Raw genomic sequence first — 13973 nt, 5'->3', positions numbered from 1 at the left:
GGCTTTGCCCCTACAGCCCCACCCCCACCGCCACGCACACATTCTGCCCGCCGAAGCCGAAGCTGTTCGACAGCGCGGCCTTCACGCCACGCACGGCCCGGGCCTGGTTCGGGATCACGTCCAGCCCCAGCGCCGGGTCGGTATCGTCCTGGTTGATCGTCGGCGGCAGCATCTGGTCGCGCAGGGCGAGCAGGCAGATCACCGCCTCGATCGCGCCGGCGGCCGACAGCGTGTGCCCGATCATGCTCTTGGTGGAGGAGGTGGGCGGTGCCACCTCGCCGAACACCATGTGGATGGCCAGGGCCTCGGTCTTGTCGTTCTCGGGCGTCGAGGTGCCGTGGGCGTTGATGTAGCCGAACACCTCCGGCGGCAGGCCGGAATCGGCGATGGCGTCCTGCATCACCCCCGCCACCGGCACCGCGTCCGGTGAGGAGCGGGTGCGGTGGAAGGTGTCCGCGCGCTCGCCCACGCCCAGGATCTCGCCCAGCACGGTGGCGCCACGCGCCAGCGCGTGCTCCATCGTCTCCAGCACCAGGGCCCCGGCGCCATCGCCCATGACGAAGCCGTCGCGCGTCAGGCTGAAGGGGCGGCTGGCGGCGGCGGGGGCATCGTTGCGGTTGGACAGCGCGTGCAGCAGCGCGAAGCGGATCAGCGTCTCGGGCGTCATGGAGGCCTCGGCGCCGCCGGCCAGCGCCACCTGGGCCTCGCCGCGCCGCAGCGCCTCGCAGGCCAGCTGGATGGCGGTGCCGCCGGAGGCGCAGGCGGTGGTCACGGCCTGCGGGATGCCGCGCGTGCGGTAACGCCGGGCCAGCGCCACGGCGGGGGAGAACAGCTCGCCGCCCGCCACCAGTTCAGGGTGCCGCGCGCCGGCCAGCACCATGGCGGCGCCGTCCGGGCCCTCGGCCCCGGCGCGCAGGGCGGCGCGGGCGGGCCATTCGATCTCGATGGGCGGCATGCCGAGGCAGAGCGGCCCCGGAATGGGCCCCGAGAGCCCGGCCTGGGCCAGGGCCTCGTCGAAGGCGAGGGTGCCCAGGGCCGCCACGCGCTCGCCCGCCGGCAGGGGGCGGCCCGGCAGGTCGCCCGGCAGGTCCACGCAGGCACCGAAGCGGGTGCGCATGCCGGTGGTGTCGAAGCGCGTGATGTCCCGCACGCCGGAGCGCCCGGCCCGCAGCCCGGCCCAGCTTTCGGCCAGCGTCATGCCCAGCGCCGTCATCAGCCCCATGCCGGTGACGACCACGCGCGGCCGCCCCAGATGGTCGGTCAAAGCCACGTCCTTCATGCCGGCAGCCCCTTCACGCGCGCCGCGAATTCCCCGTGGCGATGGCCGAAGCCGGTCACCACGCTCTCCTGCCCCGACAGGGCGGCGAGCGCCACCGCCATCGGGAAGGCCGCTTCCATCAGGTGCCCGGTGGCGTCGGCCACCGCGCGCGCCTCGCCCGGCCCGCCGAACGGGGCGGCCGAGAGGGTGGCGGGGCTGTCGCTCAGCGCGGCGAGGCGGGCATCGCGGCCGGCCGCGTCGCCCATGTCGGTGCGCACATCCTCCAGCAGGGCCACGGGGCGGGCGCCGCGTTCCAGCGCGGCCGCCAGCGGCTCCAGCACCAGGAAGGCGGCACCGCTGCCGGGCACCAGCTTCTCGCGCCGCGCCGTGGGCGCCCAACTGCCCTGGTGCAGCCAGGGGGCGTAGGTCAGCAGATTGTCCCAGCGCCCGGCGATCCAGGCGGCCCCCACCAGCATCAGGCGGGAGGTGCCGGAGGCCACCCGGGCATGGGCCACGCGCAGGGCCTCGGCGCCCGCCGCTTCCTCACCCAGGAAGGTGCGGGAGGAACCGGCGACCCCGTGCAGGATGGAGATCGACCCCGCCAGCAGGTTGGACAGCTGCGCCAGGAACAGGGTGGGGCGCAGCCCCTCGCCCAGGCGCTTGTTCAGCCAGGCCTCGCGTTCGGCGGGCGGGATATCCTGGATCTCGGCCAGGATGGCGGCGTCCAGAGCGGTGTCGCGCTCACCGCCGCCGGCCGCGACCATCAGGTCCATGCCGGCCACCAGCTCCTTCGCGCCGGCATCGGCGATGGCCAGCCCCGCGGCATAGGTGCCCAGCCGCTGCCAGCCTTCCATCTGCCGGAACTCGCGCCGGGGGATGTGCTCCTCCAGCTTCAGCGGCGGCAGGGGGTGGATGGGGAAGGGGGCGAAGCCCGTCTCGTCCAGCACCGGGGCATTCGGCCAGGCGCTGTGGACCTCACGGCCCTCACCCAGGCAGGAGACGAGGCCGAGCCCCGTGATGGCGACGGTCATGGCAACCCCAATTCTGTGCCGCGTGCCCGCACCAGGGCGGCGAGGCTCGCCTCGGGGAAGGGCAGGGTGCGCAGCGTGTATTCGGCATCCGCCACCGGCTTGCCGGCGGCATCCTTGATGCGCCCCGCCAGCACGGCATAGCCGGAGCCGTCATGGACCAGCTTCGCCTCGATGGTGATGGCATCGCCCGGGCGCAGCATGCCGCGCATCTTGGCCTCATTCACCTTGGCCAGCAGGGGCATGCGCTCGAAGCCGAGGCGCGCCACCATCAGCCAGCCGCCCGCCTGGGCCATGGTCTCGATCATCAGAACCCCGGGCAGGATGGGAAAGCCGGGGAAGTGGCCCTCGAACACCGGGCTTTCCAGGGGCAGCGTGGCGGCGGCCGACAGCGTTTCCGCATCATGGGCGATGATGCGGTCGATCATGGCGAAGCGTTCGAGGATCATGGCGGGCGTTCAGCCCTTGGCCGCGACCAGCTCGTCGATGCGGTCGGCCAGGCCCTTCATGATGAAGAACTGCTCGGCCGGGGCCTTGCCGGTGTTCACCTGTTCGGTCCAGGCCTCGACCGGCACCTTGATGCCGAATTCCTTGTCGATCGCGAAGACGATGTCCAGGAAGTCCAGGCTGTCGATGCCCAGGTCGTTGATGACATGCGCCTCAGGCGTGATGGTGGCGCGGTCCACATTCGCCGTTTCGGCGATGATGTCGGCGATGCGGTCGAAAGTATCGGCGGCCATGAGGGGCTGCTCCCTGGCAAAGGCTTGGGTGTTTGGTAGAGCCGTTTGGCCCCTAAGGCTGTGCTTGTCCAGCGCAGGGGGCGTTGCGAGAGGGCTCCGCCCCCTCGCGCTCCGCTTTGCGCCCCCCGGCAGGAGCCTTTCGGCTCCCTTCACCCCCCCAGTTTCATCAACCCATCCAGTGCCACGCTGCCACCGGGCAGGCAGACCAGCGGGTTGATTTCCGCTTCTTCCAGCCTGTCCCCCAAGGCCGCCGCCAGTTCCGAGAACCGCGCGATGGTGCCCGCCACCGAGGCGATATCCACCTTCGCCGCCCCCCGGAACCCATCCAGCAGCGGGAAGGACCGCAGCGAGCGCAGCATCGCCTCCGCCCGTTCGGGCGTGACCGGGGCGATGTCCAGCGCCACGTCCTTCCACAGCTCCGCCTGCACGCCGCCGAGGCCCACCAGCACGGTGGTGCCGAATTGCGGGTCCCGCCGGGCGCCGAGGATGAGTTCGGGCCCGCGCTCCGCCATCTTCTGCACCAGCACGCCCGCGATGCGCGCCTGCGGGGCATGGGCGCGGACGGAGGCCATGATGGCGTCGAAGCCCGCTTGCACCGCCTCGGCATAGGCCAGGTTCAGCTTCACGCCGCCGACCTCGGTCTTGTGGGCGATGTCGGGGCTGTCGATCTTCAGCACCACCGGGTAGCCGAGGCGTTCGGCGGCCGCGACCGCTTCCTCGGCGGTGGCGGCGCGGATGTCGCCCATGGCCGGCAGGCCGGCGGCGGCGAAGGCGGATTTGGCCTCGGCCTCCATCAGCGTGCGGGCGCCGGGGGGGATGGCGGCGGCGGCGGCCTGGGCGGCCGGTCCGGGCGGAGCGGCCTCGGGTAGCGCGCCGTCATGCCAGCGGTGCCAGATGCTGATCGCCTTCATCAGCCGCCGCATGGAGCGGAACAGCGACAGCTCCGGCGCCGTGTCCACGGCGTAGGGGCCGGCGCCCTCCAGGCTTTCCGGGATCCAGGCGATGCAGATGGGCTTGCCGGCCTCGGCGGCCAGGGGGCGCATCGTGTTCATCCGGTTCGGCGTCGCGGTGGGGGCCGGGTTGTGATAGACGACCGGCATCACCACCACGCCGTATTGCGGGTCCGCCAGGATGGCGCGCATGCAGGCGTCGTACATGGCCGGGTTGGTGGCCACCTGCGCCGTCAGGTCGCAGGGGTTGCGGGGGCTGCCGAAATCCGGGATCGCGGCGCGCAGCACCTGGGCGGTGGCCTCGATGGGCTGCGGCAGGTCCAGGCCGATATACTCCGCATGGTCGGCCGCCAGGATGCCCGCCCCGCCCGAGGGCGTGGCGATGGCCACCCCCCGGGCCTTGGGCGGCGGCGCCTTGGCCAGGAAGCCCGCGGTTTCCAGCAGCCCGTCGAAATCCTCCACCTCCAGCATGCCGGCGCGGCGGAAGGCGGCGGACCAGGCGGCGGTGCTGCCCGCCATGCTGCCGGTGTGGCTCATGGCGGCCTTGGCGCCGGTCTCACCCCGGCCCAGCTTCAGCACCACGATGGGCTTGCCGGCATCGCGCGCCAGGCGGCCCAGCTCGAACAGCTTGGCGCCGCTGCGCAGGCCCTCGACCACCAGCGCGACGGAGCGGCATTCGGGCAGGGTCAGCTGGAAGGCCGCCAAGTCGCACACGTCGAGGTCGGTGGCATTGCCGGCGGTGGCCATGTGGCACATGGCGAAGCCGCGCTCGGCCGCCTGCATCAGCGCATAGCCCAGCGCGCCGGATTGGCTGACCACGCCCACGCCCCCGGCCGGGGCCGTCATCTTCACATAGTCCGGCATGAAGGTGGCGCCGAGGCGGGCCACATGGTTCACGAAGCCCAGGCAATTGGCGCCGAGCAGGGGGATGCCCAGCGCCCGGGCACGCTCGCGCAGCGCCTCCTCCTCCTCCGCGCGTTCGGGCAGGTCGGTCTCGCCATAGCCGGAGGCATAGATGGTCAGCCCGCCGATATTGCGGCGGGCGGCGGCCTCCAGGCTCGGCACCACGCCGGTGCGGGGCATGCAGAGCACAACGCTGTCCACGCCCTCCGGCAGGTCGTCGATGGTGGCGACGCAGGGGAAGCCGTGCAGCTCCTGCCCCGCGTATTTCGGGTTCACGGCGTGCACCGGGCCATCGAAGTGGCGCATGTTGGTGATGGTGCGCGCGCCGAAGCTGGTGGGCTCCGCCGAGACACCCACCACGGCGACGGAGCGCGGGGCAAGCAGGCGGCGCAGGCTGGCCGGATCACGCGGACGAGCGTCGTACAAGATTTTCCCTCCCGATGTCTTTGCGCACCACGCTACGCGAGCGGCGGGGAAGTGCAAGCGCTCGCATTCGTGTGGGCGGGGGGCGCGGCGCGTCATGCAATCAGGCCATGCGGCGGTGGGCCGGGCCGGGCCATACTCTCTCCGAACCCGGAGGGCCCCTGGCATGGCCAATATCGAGTTGCGCGTGCTGGACACGCGGATCGGCGCCCGTTTCAAGCGGCCCCGCCCCAGCGACATCATCGTGGGCACGACGACCCCGCTGTCGAGCCTGGTCACCCGCATCGGCGCGGCACTGGGCAGCAACAAGCTCAGCCGCCTCAGCATCTGCTGCCATGGCTATGAGGCCGGGGTGGCGGATGAGCGGGCGGCCATGTCCTATATGGGCGGCGGCTTCGGGCTGCAGCTGGGCAGCACGGATCTGACCTGGAGCACCGTGTCGGATTTCGCGGCGCTGGCGCCGAATTTCGCGGCGCGCGCGATGCTGGATGTCTATGCCTGCGCGGCGGCGGCCGATTCCTCGGACGGCACGGGCTTCACCGGCAATGGCCGGGCGCTGATGCGCGAACTGGCCGGGCATACGGGGGCCACCGTGCGGGCTTCGGATTCCATCCAGACCTACACGGCGGGGGTGGTCGCCCGCACCTTCCTGGGTATCACCTACGCCACCGAATATGAGGGCGTGGATTTCGGCGAGTGGGAGGGGGCGGTGTGGCTGTTCCACCCCGATGGCTCCCGCAGCCGGGACCGCAGCCCGGGGCGCGGGGTGGCCTAGATCAGCAGGGCAGGCGCCGCGCAGGCGGCCAGCGCCATGGCGGGGGCGGCCATCGCGGGTTGGTAGTGCCCAGCCCCGGCCAGCAGGTTCACCGTGCCGACCACCCGCCCATCCCACAGCACCGGCAGGTTCAGCACGCTCTCGCAGCCCAGGGACAGGATCAGCTCGTGATCGGCGAAGGTCGCGCGGATATCGGCCGCGTCGTAGCCGATGAAGGGCTCTCCCCGGCGCAGCAATTGCCGGGTCCAGGCGGTGTCGCGCACCTGCTTGCGGCCGCCGACCGGATATTCGGCGGGGCGAGAGCTGTAGATGCGGGCGTTGAACCCCGCCGCCGCGTCGTGGCGCATCACGGTGAACAGGCGGTGGCCGGGGTGGCGGCCCAGCGCCTGCTGCAAGGCCAGGAACAGCGGGGCGGGTTGGCCCGGCCGGGCCATGGCGGCCGTCAGGGCCAGGAAATCCGAAGCGTCAGCCATGGCGGCCCTCGGCGGGTGGTTTCATATATGCAACATTCACGAATTCGTGATGAAGGGAACGGCTTCCTGTGGTTGGCAAGCGTGTGGCCCTCCACGGTATTGTGAATTGACAGTACGGGGGTGTCATCAGTGCGCGTTTCCAACCCAGCCTTGCCTGAATTGAGCGAGGACGTCTCCTCCTCTCCGCAAGCGATCCAGGCCTGCATCGCCAGCCTGGCGGCGGAGGCCTTCGAACTGGGCCATACCCGGGCAGCCAAGGTGCTGGCCCAGGCGGCGGCCCTGCTGGCCCAGGCCGAGGTCTGGGAGAAGAGCAAGCCGCCCAGGGGCTGAGGCAGGGGTTGAAGCGGGGGCTGAGGCGCCCCCAGGGGCTGCCCGCCGCTGAGCCTCAGCGGCCCCCGAAGGTGAAGGCACCCGGCATGGCGGCCGGTGCCTCGCCGGCGGGCGTGGCCCCCGCTTGGGCGCCCGGCTGGGCCGGGGCGTCCTTCAGCTTCGCCTCGATCTGGCGCACCAGCGCGGCCAGCGCATTGGCCATGGCCGGCAGTTGCACCAGCGGCACCATCATCTGGCCCGAGGGCTGGGCCTTTCCGTCCGGCCCCAGCTGCGCCAGCGTGATGCGCGCCACGCCGTAATGCACGGAGGCATCCATGATGCCATCGGCGAACACGGCCGGCTTATCGGTCAATGACACTCGCGATCTCCCTCACTGTTCCCGAAAGGCCCGGGTCATGCTGTCCCGGATGGGCTGGGTCATGTAGCGCCAGAAGCTGCGCTGGCCCAGGATGATGTGCCCTTCCACCGGCATGCCGGGCACCAGGAACACGCTGGGCAGGCGCGCCAGCTGTTCCGCGTCGATGGTGATATAGGCGCGATAGAAGCTCTGCCGCGTCTGCTGGTCCTGCGTCACGTCCGCCGCCACCCAGGTGACATGGCCGTGCAGATAGGGGACCAGCCGCTGGCGGAAGGCCGGCAGGCGGATCTCGGCCTGCAGGCCCGGGTGCACCACGTCGATGTCGATGGGCTGCACGTTCACCTCGGCCACCAGCCGGTCCTGGGCGGGCACCAGGTCCATCACCGGGTCGCCGCCGCGCAGCGCCGCCCCTTGGGTGAAGGCACGCAGGTTCACGATGGTGCCGGCCTCGGGCGCCGTGATCTCGCGGCGGTCGGACACGTCCTCGGCGGCGCGCTCGCGCTCCATCGCCTCAGCGAGGCGCGAAGCCACGTCGCGGCTTTCGGTGTTCACCTCCTGCAGGCGCTGGTCGATCAGCTGGCGGATGGTCTGCCGGGCCTCCGCGATGGCGGCATTGGCGCGCAGCATCTGCGATTGCAGGTCCACCACCTGGCCATCGAGGCCGGCGGCGGCGCGTTGCAGCGCCAGCAGTTCCGGCAGGCGGGACAGGCCCTGGTTCACCAGGCCGCGCCGCATCTCCTCCTCCTGCCGGATCAGCACCAGCTGGCGGCGGGTGGCGACGAGCTGGCCCTCCGCGCTCTGCAACACCGCCTGCTGCTGGTTCACCCGGGTTTCCAGCACGGAAAGCTGGCTGTCCAGGCTGGCCGCCCGGGCCTCGAACAAGGCGCGCTGGCCCACGATCGCCTCCCGCGCGCGGGGGTGGGTGCTGTTCAGCAGTTCGGGCGGGAAGGTGATCTCGCGGCGGCGCTCGGCCTCCGCGTCCAGCCGGGCATCCTGGGCCAGCAGCTGGAAGCGCTGGGCGCGCAGCGCCTCCAGCGTCGCGGAGGACTGCACGTCATCCAGGCGCATCACCACCTGGCCGGCCTGCACCGTGTCGCCGTCGCGCACCAGGATATCCCGCACGATCCCGCCTTCGAGATGGGAGAGGGTGCGCCGCGTGCCTTCCACCTTGATGACGCCGGAGGCGATGGAGGCCTCGGCCAGCGGGGCCAGGGTGGCCCACAGCATGAAGCCGCCGAAGAAGCCCACCATCACGACCAGGCCCAGGATGACGGGCATGCGGGTGCGCGGGCGCGGCGCGTCCAGGATGGGGTCGAAGGGCAGGTCGATGGGGCCGCGCCGGGCGAGGGCCGGGGTGGGGGCTTCCGGCCGGGGGGCGGGGGCCTCGCCCTCGGGGCGTTCGATCACGTCACTCATCTCAGGCGACCCCTCCCATGGCGGCTGGCGGCGGGGCCTCGGTGGGGCGGGGCGGGGCCATCAGGCGCTTCAGCACCTCGGCGCGCGGGCCGAACATCTCGATCGCGCCATCCTTCAGCAGCAGCACCTTGTCCACGCCCTGCACCAGGGCGGGGCGGTGGCTGACCAGCACCACGGTGGTGCCCATGCCCTTCAGCGTCTCCAGCGCGCGGGTCAGCGCGGCCTCGCTGTCGCCGTCCAGGTTGGAGTTCGGCTCATCGAGGACGATGAATTTCGGCCGGCCGAACATGGCGCGCGCCAGCCCGATCAACTGCCGCTGCCCGCCCGACAGGAAGGTGCCGCCATCCCCGATCTCGGTGTCGTAGCCCTGGGGCAGGCGCAGGATCATCTCATGGCAACCCGCCAGCCGCGCGGCCTCGAACACGGCCTCGGGCGCGGAATCGCCCATGCGGGCGATGTTCTGGAACACGGTGCCGTCGAACAGCTCCACATCCTGCGGCAGGTAGCCGACATGGCGGCCGAAATCCTCGCGCTGCCACATGAACACGTCCGCGCCATCCAGCCGCACGGTGCCGGTGCTGGGCTGGGCCACGCCGATCAGCATGCGGATCAGCGTGGTCTTGCCGGCGGCCGACGGGCCGATGATGGCCAGGGAATCGCCCGGCGCGAGTTCGAAGGCCACCCCCTTCACCATCGGCATGTTCTGGCCGGGGAAGGCGAAGCTCGCGCGCTCCACCGAGAGTTGGCCGGTGGGGGTGGGCAGGGCCATGCCCTCCGGCCGCAGGCGCGGCAGGGCCAGGAAGGTCTGCAGCCGGCGCCAGGCCTGGCGGGCGGCCACCAGGGATTTCCAGCCGCCGATCAGCTGTTCGACGGGCGCCAGCGCCCGGCCCATGATGATCGAGGCCGCGATCGACCCGCCCGAGGTCAGTTCCTGTTGCAGCGTCAGATAGGCGCCGAGCCCCAGCACCGCGATCTGCACCGACAGCCGGATGAACTTGGTGCTGCCCATGATCCAGGCCGCGCGGTCGGCCGCGGCGCTGGCCGGGGGCAGCATGCGGGTCACGCCCTCTCGCCAGCGAGCCAGCACGGCGGGCAGCATGCCCATGCTGTCGATGACCTCCGCGTTGCGGGCGATGGCATCCGCCCGGCGCTGGTTGGCCATGGCGGAGACGTTCGCCTCCTTCAGCAGGTTGGAGGTGATGACCTCATTCAGCAGGGTCAGGCAGAACAGCAGCACGGCGCCGCCGAGCGCCACGAACCCCATGATGGGGTGCAGGGCGAAGATGAAGGCCAGGTAGATCGGCACCCAGGGCACGTCATAGATGGCCAGCATGGCGGGGGAGGAGATGAAGCCCCGGCACACCGCCAGGTCCCGCAACGCCTCCATGCGATAGGGGCGGCCGCGCAGATGGGATTCGAGGGCGCGGGCGAAGCCCTCGGGCGCCACCTTGGTCTCCATCCATTGGCCCAGCCGCTGCATGATGGCGCCGCGCACCGCGTCCAGCACCGCCAGCACCAGGATGGCCACCACCGCGATGATGGTCAGGTACAGCAGCGTGTTCAGGTTGCGGGTGGCCAGCACCCGGTCGAACACCTGCATCATGTAGATGGAGATGGTGAGCTGCAGCAGGTTGGAGACGCCGGAGAAGGCGCCCACCAGCACGAAATGCCCGCGGCAGGCGGCCACCGCCTTGGCCAGCGGGGTGTCCTTCAGCGGGTTGGGCAGGAACAGCCCTGGGCGAGGCGGCATCATGGGCGCTGCCTCCCGCTCAAGCATTCATGCTGTGCCATGCCCAATCCCTTCCAAAATGCGCGCCGAGCCGGGGCGCTCTGTCCCGGCCGGCTTTACCGGTGCTGAAGTTCCTGCCCGCTGCCAGAAGCAGCGCCGCACGGCAATGTTCCGAATGATGAATAGCAGGCCGAACGGTCTTTGCGCGTCATGCTTTGTCTGCCGCGGGTTGGCGGAACACGAAGCGCCGGGACAGGCCGAAATTGATGAACATGCCGGCCAGCGACCCCGCCGCCACCCCCAGCACCGGCCAGCGCGCCACCGCCTCGGTCGTCGAGAGCAGGGTGGCGTAGGTGCCGTAATTGGCCGCGAAGCCCAACAGGTTCAGCGCCAGGAACAGCCCCCATTGCCGCGCCACCGGCGCGCCCCGCGCGGCGGAGCGGAAGGTCCAGGCCCGGTTCAGCGCATAGGTGGCGCTGGCCGCCGCCACATAGGACAGGATGCGCCCGCCATAAGGCCCGGACCCCAGCGCCATCACCACCCAGAGAACCCCGGCATCCACCAGGAAGCCCACCGTTCCCACCACGCCGAAGCGGAAGAACTGGGCGATCAGCGCAAGACGTGCATGCATGCTGTTCAAATAGCCGCCCGGGCCGCGCCGCACAAACCAAGGCTGATCATTGCGGTGCCGCGCGCGCGGCTGCACGCTTGGCCCAGGTTGCCTCGGCCTCCTCCATTATCGCCTTTCCTTCGGGAACGTCCTGGGCGAAGCTGCCGGCAATCACATGAAAACAGGGAGTTTAAGATGAAGCGTCGAGACCTGTTCGCCGGTTCCGGCGGGCTTGCCGCGGCCAGCCTGTCGGCCCCGGCCTCCGCCCAGCCGGCCAATGCCCGGCGCGTCACCCACATTCCGCAGGCGAACCTGTCCACCCTCGATCCGTTCTGGACGACGGCCTACATCGCCCGCAACCATGGCTACATGGTCTATGACCAGCTCTATGGGCTGGACCTGGACTTCAAGCCGCAGCCGCAGATGGTCGAAGGCCATGTGGTGGAGAATGACGGGCTGCTCTGGCGCTTCACCCTGCGCGACGGCCTGAAATTCCATGATGGGGAGCCGGTGCGCGGGCGGGACTGCGTGGCCTCCATCCAGCGCTGGGCCCGGCGCGATGCCTTCGGCCAGGAATTGCTGGCGCGGCTGGCGGAATTCCGCATCCCCAGCGACAAGGTGTTCGAGATCCGGTTGAACCGGCCCTTCCCGCTGATGCTGGACGCCTTCGCCAAGGTCACGACGCCCGTGCTGTTCATCATGCCCGAGCGCGTGGCCCAGACCGACCCCTTCACGCAGATCACCGACGCCACCGGCTCCGGCCCCTTCGTGTTCCGCCGCGACGAGTGGAACCCGGGCGTGCGCGCGGCCTATACCAAGAACACGGCCTATGTGCCGCGCAGCTCGGGCGCCGTCAGCCAGACCGCCGGGCCGAAGATCGTGAACTTCGACCGCGCCGAATGGCACATCATCAACGATCCCTCCACCGCCTCCGCCGCGCTGCAATCGGGCGAGATCGACTGGTGGGAGCAGGCGACCGCCGACCTCTACCCGCTGCTCCAGCGCAACCGGAACATCGTGGTCGAGATCGCGGACATCATGGGGCTGATCTGCACCTTCCGCCCCAACCACCTGACCGAGCCGTTCAACGACGTGCGCGTGCGCCGCGCCGTCGTCACCGCCTTCAACCAGATGGACGTGATGACCTCCGTCATCGGCAACGCGCCCGAATGGAAGAAGGACCGGGTGGGCTTCTTCGCGCCGGCCTCGCCGCTCGCCTCCGACATCGGGCTGGATAATTTCAAGCAGTCCATCGACCAGGCACGGCGGGAGCTGGAAGCCGCGGGCGCCATCGGCAAGAAACTGGTGCTGATGAACGCGACGGACCTCGCCTCGATCAACGCCGCCGGGCTGGTGGGCGCGGACCTGTTCCGCCGCATGGGCTTCGACGTGGAATACGTCGCCACCGACTGGGGCAGCGTGATCAACCGCCGTGCCTCCAAAAGCCCGCTGAGCCAGGGCGGGTGGAGCGGCTTCTTCACCTTCTGGTCCGCGATCGACCATTGGAACCCGGCCGGCCACAACGCCCTGCGCGGCAATGCCGACCGCGCCTGGTTCGGCTGGCCCGACATTCCCGAGATCGAAACCGCGCGCGACGCCTGGTTCGACGCGCCCAACCTGGCCGCCCAGCAGGCCGCGACGCGCGAGATCCAGCGCGCGGCCTTCGACAAGGTGCCCTATGTGCCGGCGGGACAGTACTTCCAGCCGACCGCCTATCGCCGGTCGCTGACCGGGGTGCTGAAGGGGCCGCCGCTGTTCTGGAATATCAAGCGAGCCTGACGGGGAGCGGGCGCCACCCAGGGGGCGCCCGCTCCCTGGACCCCCGGCAGGAGCCGAAAGGCCCCTGCACCCCATCCGTTTGGCGCTGGTCCTCGGCAGGGGTTTTCGCTTGATTTTAATAGTGAAAATGGCGCCTCGCCTGCCAAGGTAAGGCGCCAAACTCATGGGTTCAAAGGGTTGCTACAACCCTTTGCGGGGGTGCCGGGGGCGGAGCCCCTGGCCGGGGTTCGGGGGCAAGGCCCCCGTTCCTCTCAGCCCACCGGCATCGTCTTCGCCATCGCCGGCAGAGCCAGCACCTTGGCGTACCAGGCCGCGAGTTTCGGGTGGCCCTCGCGCCACGCTTCATCCGGGTAGCGGAAGTCGAGGTAGCCGAGTGCGCAGGCGATGGTGATCTCCCCGATCGTGGTCAGTTCGCCCAGTTGTTCCGCTTCGGCTTCCAGCGCCTCCACCGCGCGTTCCACCTTGCCGCGCTGGGTGGCGATGTATTCGCGCCGTCCCTCATCCTGCGGCAGGGCGATTTCGCGCCGGCGGGGCTGGCTGGCGTCGAGGATACCGTCGCCCAGCGCCTGCAACTGCAATGCCTTCCAGCGTGCGGGGCCGGGGGGCGGGAACAGCTTGGGCGCGGTGCCCAGGCTGTCCAGATACTCGCAGATCACCGGGCTGTCGTAGAGCACCGTGCCGTCATCCAGCACCAGGGTGGGGATCTTGGCGAGCGGGTTGAGCGCCGCCAGCGCCGGATTCGTGGTCCGCAGGCCGAGATCGGTGAACTGCCCGTCGATGCCGCGCAGGATGGCGCAGATCATCGCCTTGCGGACATAGGGGCTGGCGCCGGAATAGGAGAGTTTCATGGGGCGTTTCCGTGTTGATCCGGGAACTTTCCCCGCAGGCGCGCGATCCGGCAAGCGGGGGCGGCCTTGTTCGCGGAGGGAACGGGGGCGTCGCCCCCGTAAACCCCCACCAGAGGGCGCCGCCCTCTGGACACCCGGCAGGACCATAGCGGCCCTGCACCCCAGGGAATTGGCACCCAGCCTTTCCATTTGATTTTTATAGGGCTTGTTGAGATTCCACGTGACTGTATGACGGCTGCGGCGAGATAGATCATGGCGGCGAATGAGCTGTCTGTTTTGTCGCTACGCAGTGCGATCCGTTTGAATTCCTTGAGTTTGGCGAAGAAGTTCTCAATGAGATGACGCCAGCGGTA

The 13973-nt window shown here is 70.3% G+C and carries 14 protein-coding genes and 1 pseudogene; 3 read left to right on the top strand and 12 right to left on the bottom strand.

The genetic code is table 11. The annotated features are described in order from the left end of the window. Positions 1–10: 10 nt before the first annotated feature. From GT007_RS15355 to GT007_RS22815, 5 genes are all read right to left on the bottom strand, one after another. Positions 11–1279: a beta-ketoacyl synthase N-terminal-like domain-containing protein gene (locus GT007_RS15355; protein WP_160122509.1), complete on the bottom strand. Its 1269-nt coding sequence runs from the start codon at positions 1277–1279 to the stop codon at positions 11–13. Further along, on the bottom strand, positions 1276–2289 hold the full coding sequence (locus tag GT007_RS15350) for a beta-ketoacyl synthase N-terminal-like domain-containing protein (RefSeq protein ID WP_160122508.1): 1014 nt from the start codon (positions 2287–2289) through the stop codon (positions 1276–1278). Before GT007_RS15350 ends, GT007_RS15355 begins: the two co-directional genes overlap by 4 nt. After that, positions 2286–2735 (bottom strand): 3-hydroxyacyl-ACP dehydratase FabZ family protein, encoded by a 450-nt coding sequence (locus tag GT007_RS15345; protein ID WP_160122507.1) that lies wholly within the window; start codon positions 2733–2735, stop codon positions 2286–2288. Before GT007_RS15345 ends, GT007_RS15350 begins: the two co-directional genes overlap by 4 nt. A 9-nt stretch (positions 2736–2744) precedes the next feature. Next, positions 2745–3026 (bottom strand): acyl carrier protein, encoded by a 282-nt coding sequence (locus GT007_RS15340; protein WP_160122506.1) that lies wholly within the window; start codon positions 3024–3026, stop codon positions 2745–2747. A gap of 149 nt (positions 3027–3175) precedes the next feature. Beyond that, positions 3176–5305: an acetate--CoA ligase family protein gene (locus GT007_RS22815; protein WP_160122505.1), complete on the bottom strand. Its 2130-nt coding sequence runs from the start codon at positions 5303–5305 to the stop codon at positions 3176–3178. Positions 5306–5468: 163 nt separating this feature from the next. On the opposite strand from GT007_RS22815, the gene GT007_RS15330 reads away from it, so the two are divergent. After that, a complete protein-coding gene (locus tag GT007_RS15330) occupies positions 5469–6077 on the top strand; it encodes a hypothetical protein (protein WP_160122504.1) in 609 nt (202 codons plus the stop codon). Here the strand turns inward: GT007_RS15330 and GT007_RS15325 are convergent. Further along, the gene (locus GT007_RS15325) at positions 6074–6550 is read right to left on the bottom strand and encodes a GAF domain-containing protein (protein ID WP_160122503.1); all 477 of its coding nucleotides are present in this window, start codon (positions 6548–6550) and stop codon (positions 6074–6076) included. The genes GT007_RS15330 and GT007_RS15325 overlap by 4 nt on opposite strands. Positions 6551–6700: 150 nt before the next feature. On the opposite strand from GT007_RS15325, the gene GT007_RS15320 reads away from it, so the two are divergent. Further along, positions 6701–6880: a hypothetical protein gene (locus GT007_RS15320; RefSeq protein WP_160122502.1), complete on the top strand. Its 180-nt coding sequence runs from the start codon at positions 6701–6703 to the stop codon at positions 6878–6880. Positions 6881–6935: 55 nt separating this feature from the next. On the opposite strand, the gene GT007_RS15315 is transcribed toward GT007_RS15320, so the two are convergent. The 4 genes from GT007_RS15315 to GT007_RS15300 all read right to left on the bottom strand — a co-directional run bounded on the left by GT007_RS15315 (position 6936) and on the right by GT007_RS15300 (position 11014). Further along, positions 6936–7238 (bottom strand): hypothetical protein, encoded by a 303-nt coding sequence (locus GT007_RS15315; RefSeq protein WP_160122501.1) that lies wholly within the window; start codon positions 7236–7238, stop codon positions 6936–6938. Positions 7239–7250: 12 nt separating this feature from the next. Next, a complete protein-coding gene (locus GT007_RS15310; protein ID WP_160122500.1) occupies positions 7251–8654 on the bottom strand; it encodes an HlyD family type I secretion periplasmic adaptor subunit in 1404 nt (467 codons plus the stop codon). A 1-nt stretch (position 8655) separates the two neighbouring features. Then, positions 8656–10407: a type I secretion system permease/ATPase gene (locus GT007_RS15305; RefSeq protein ID WP_236571685.1), complete on the bottom strand. Its 1752-nt coding sequence runs from the start codon at positions 10405–10407 to the stop codon at positions 8656–8658. Positions 10408–10591: 184 nt separating this feature from the next. Beyond that, positions 10592–11014 carry a GtrA family protein gene (locus GT007_RS15300; RefSeq protein WP_160122499.1) on the bottom strand — a complete coding sequence of 141 codons (423 nt, stop codon included), beginning with the start codon at positions 11012–11014 and terminating at the stop codon, positions 10592–10594. A 174-nt stretch (positions 11015–11188) separates the two neighbouring features. On the opposite strand from GT007_RS15300, the gene GT007_RS15295 reads away from it, so the two are divergent. Continuing rightward, complete coding sequence (locus GT007_RS15295) at positions 11189–12772, top strand: ABC transporter substrate-binding protein (protein WP_160122498.1); 1584 nt, start codon at positions 11189–11191, stop codon at positions 12770–12772. 251 nt (positions 12773–13023) lie between these two features. Here GT007_RS15295 and GT007_RS15290 read toward each other — a convergent pair whose 3' ends face one another. Together GT007_RS15290 and GT007_RS22475 are read right to left on the bottom strand one after the other, a co-directional pair. Next, on the bottom strand, positions 13024–13620 hold the full coding sequence (locus GT007_RS15290) for a glutathione S-transferase family protein (RefSeq protein ID WP_160122497.1): 597 nt from the start codon (positions 13618–13620) through the stop codon (positions 13024–13026). A 218-nt stretch (positions 13621–13838) separates the two neighbouring features. Then, a pseudogene (locus GT007_RS22475) lies at positions 13839–13973 on the bottom strand (IS5/IS1182 family transposase); the annotation flags it as partial.

Origin of the sequence: Rhodovarius lipocyclicus, assembly GCF_009900765.1 — a bacterium.
Classification (GTDB): Bacteria; Pseudomonadota; Alphaproteobacteria; order Acetobacterales; family Acetobacteraceae; genus Rhodovarius; species Rhodovarius lipocyclicus.
The sequence above is the reverse complement of the archived record's forward strand: the minus strand, read 5'-3'. Positions and strand labels throughout refer to the sequence as shown.

Coding starts and splice junctions, on each gene's coding strand:
- GT007_RS15295 (WP_160122498.1), top strand. CDS start 11,189: ATGAAGCGTCGAGACCTGTTCGCCGGTTCCGGCGGGCTTGCCGCGGCC.
- GT007_RS15345 (WP_160122507.1), bottom strand. CDS start 2,735: ATGATCCTCGAACGCTTCGCCATGATCGACCGCATCATCGCCCATGAT.
- GT007_RS15355 (WP_160122509.1), bottom strand. CDS start 1,279: ATGAAGGACGTGGCTTTGACCGACCATCTGGGGCGGCCGCGCGTGGTC.
- GT007_RS15310 (WP_160122500.1), bottom strand. CDS start 8,654: ATGAGTGACGTGATCGAACGCCCCGAGGGCGAGGCCCCCGCCCCCCGG.
- GT007_RS15325 (WP_160122503.1), bottom strand. CDS start 6,550: ATGGCTGACGCTTCGGATTTCCTGGCCCTGACGGCCGCCATGGCCCGG.
- GT007_RS15350 (WP_160122508.1), bottom strand. CDS start 2,289: ATGACCGTCGCCATCACGGGGCTCGGCCTCGTCTCCTGCCTGGGTGAG.
- GT007_RS15290 (WP_160122497.1), bottom strand. CDS start 13,620: ATGAAACTCTCCTATTCCGGCGCCAGCCCCTATGTCCGCAAGGCGATG.
- GT007_RS15330 (WP_160122504.1), top strand. CDS start 5,469: ATGGCCAATATCGAGTTGCGCGTGCTGGACACGCGGATCGGCGCCCGT.
- GT007_RS15340 (WP_160122506.1), bottom strand. CDS start 3,026: ATGGCCGCCGATACTTTCGACCGCATCGCCGACATCATCGCCGAAACG.
- GT007_RS15300 (WP_160122499.1), bottom strand. CDS start 11,014: ATGCATGCACGTCTTGCGCTGATCGCCCAGTTCTTCCGCTTCGGCGTG.
- GT007_RS15305 (WP_236571685.1), bottom strand. CDS start 10,407: ATGATGCCGCCTCGCCCAGGGCTGTTCCTGCCCAACCCGCTGAAGGAC.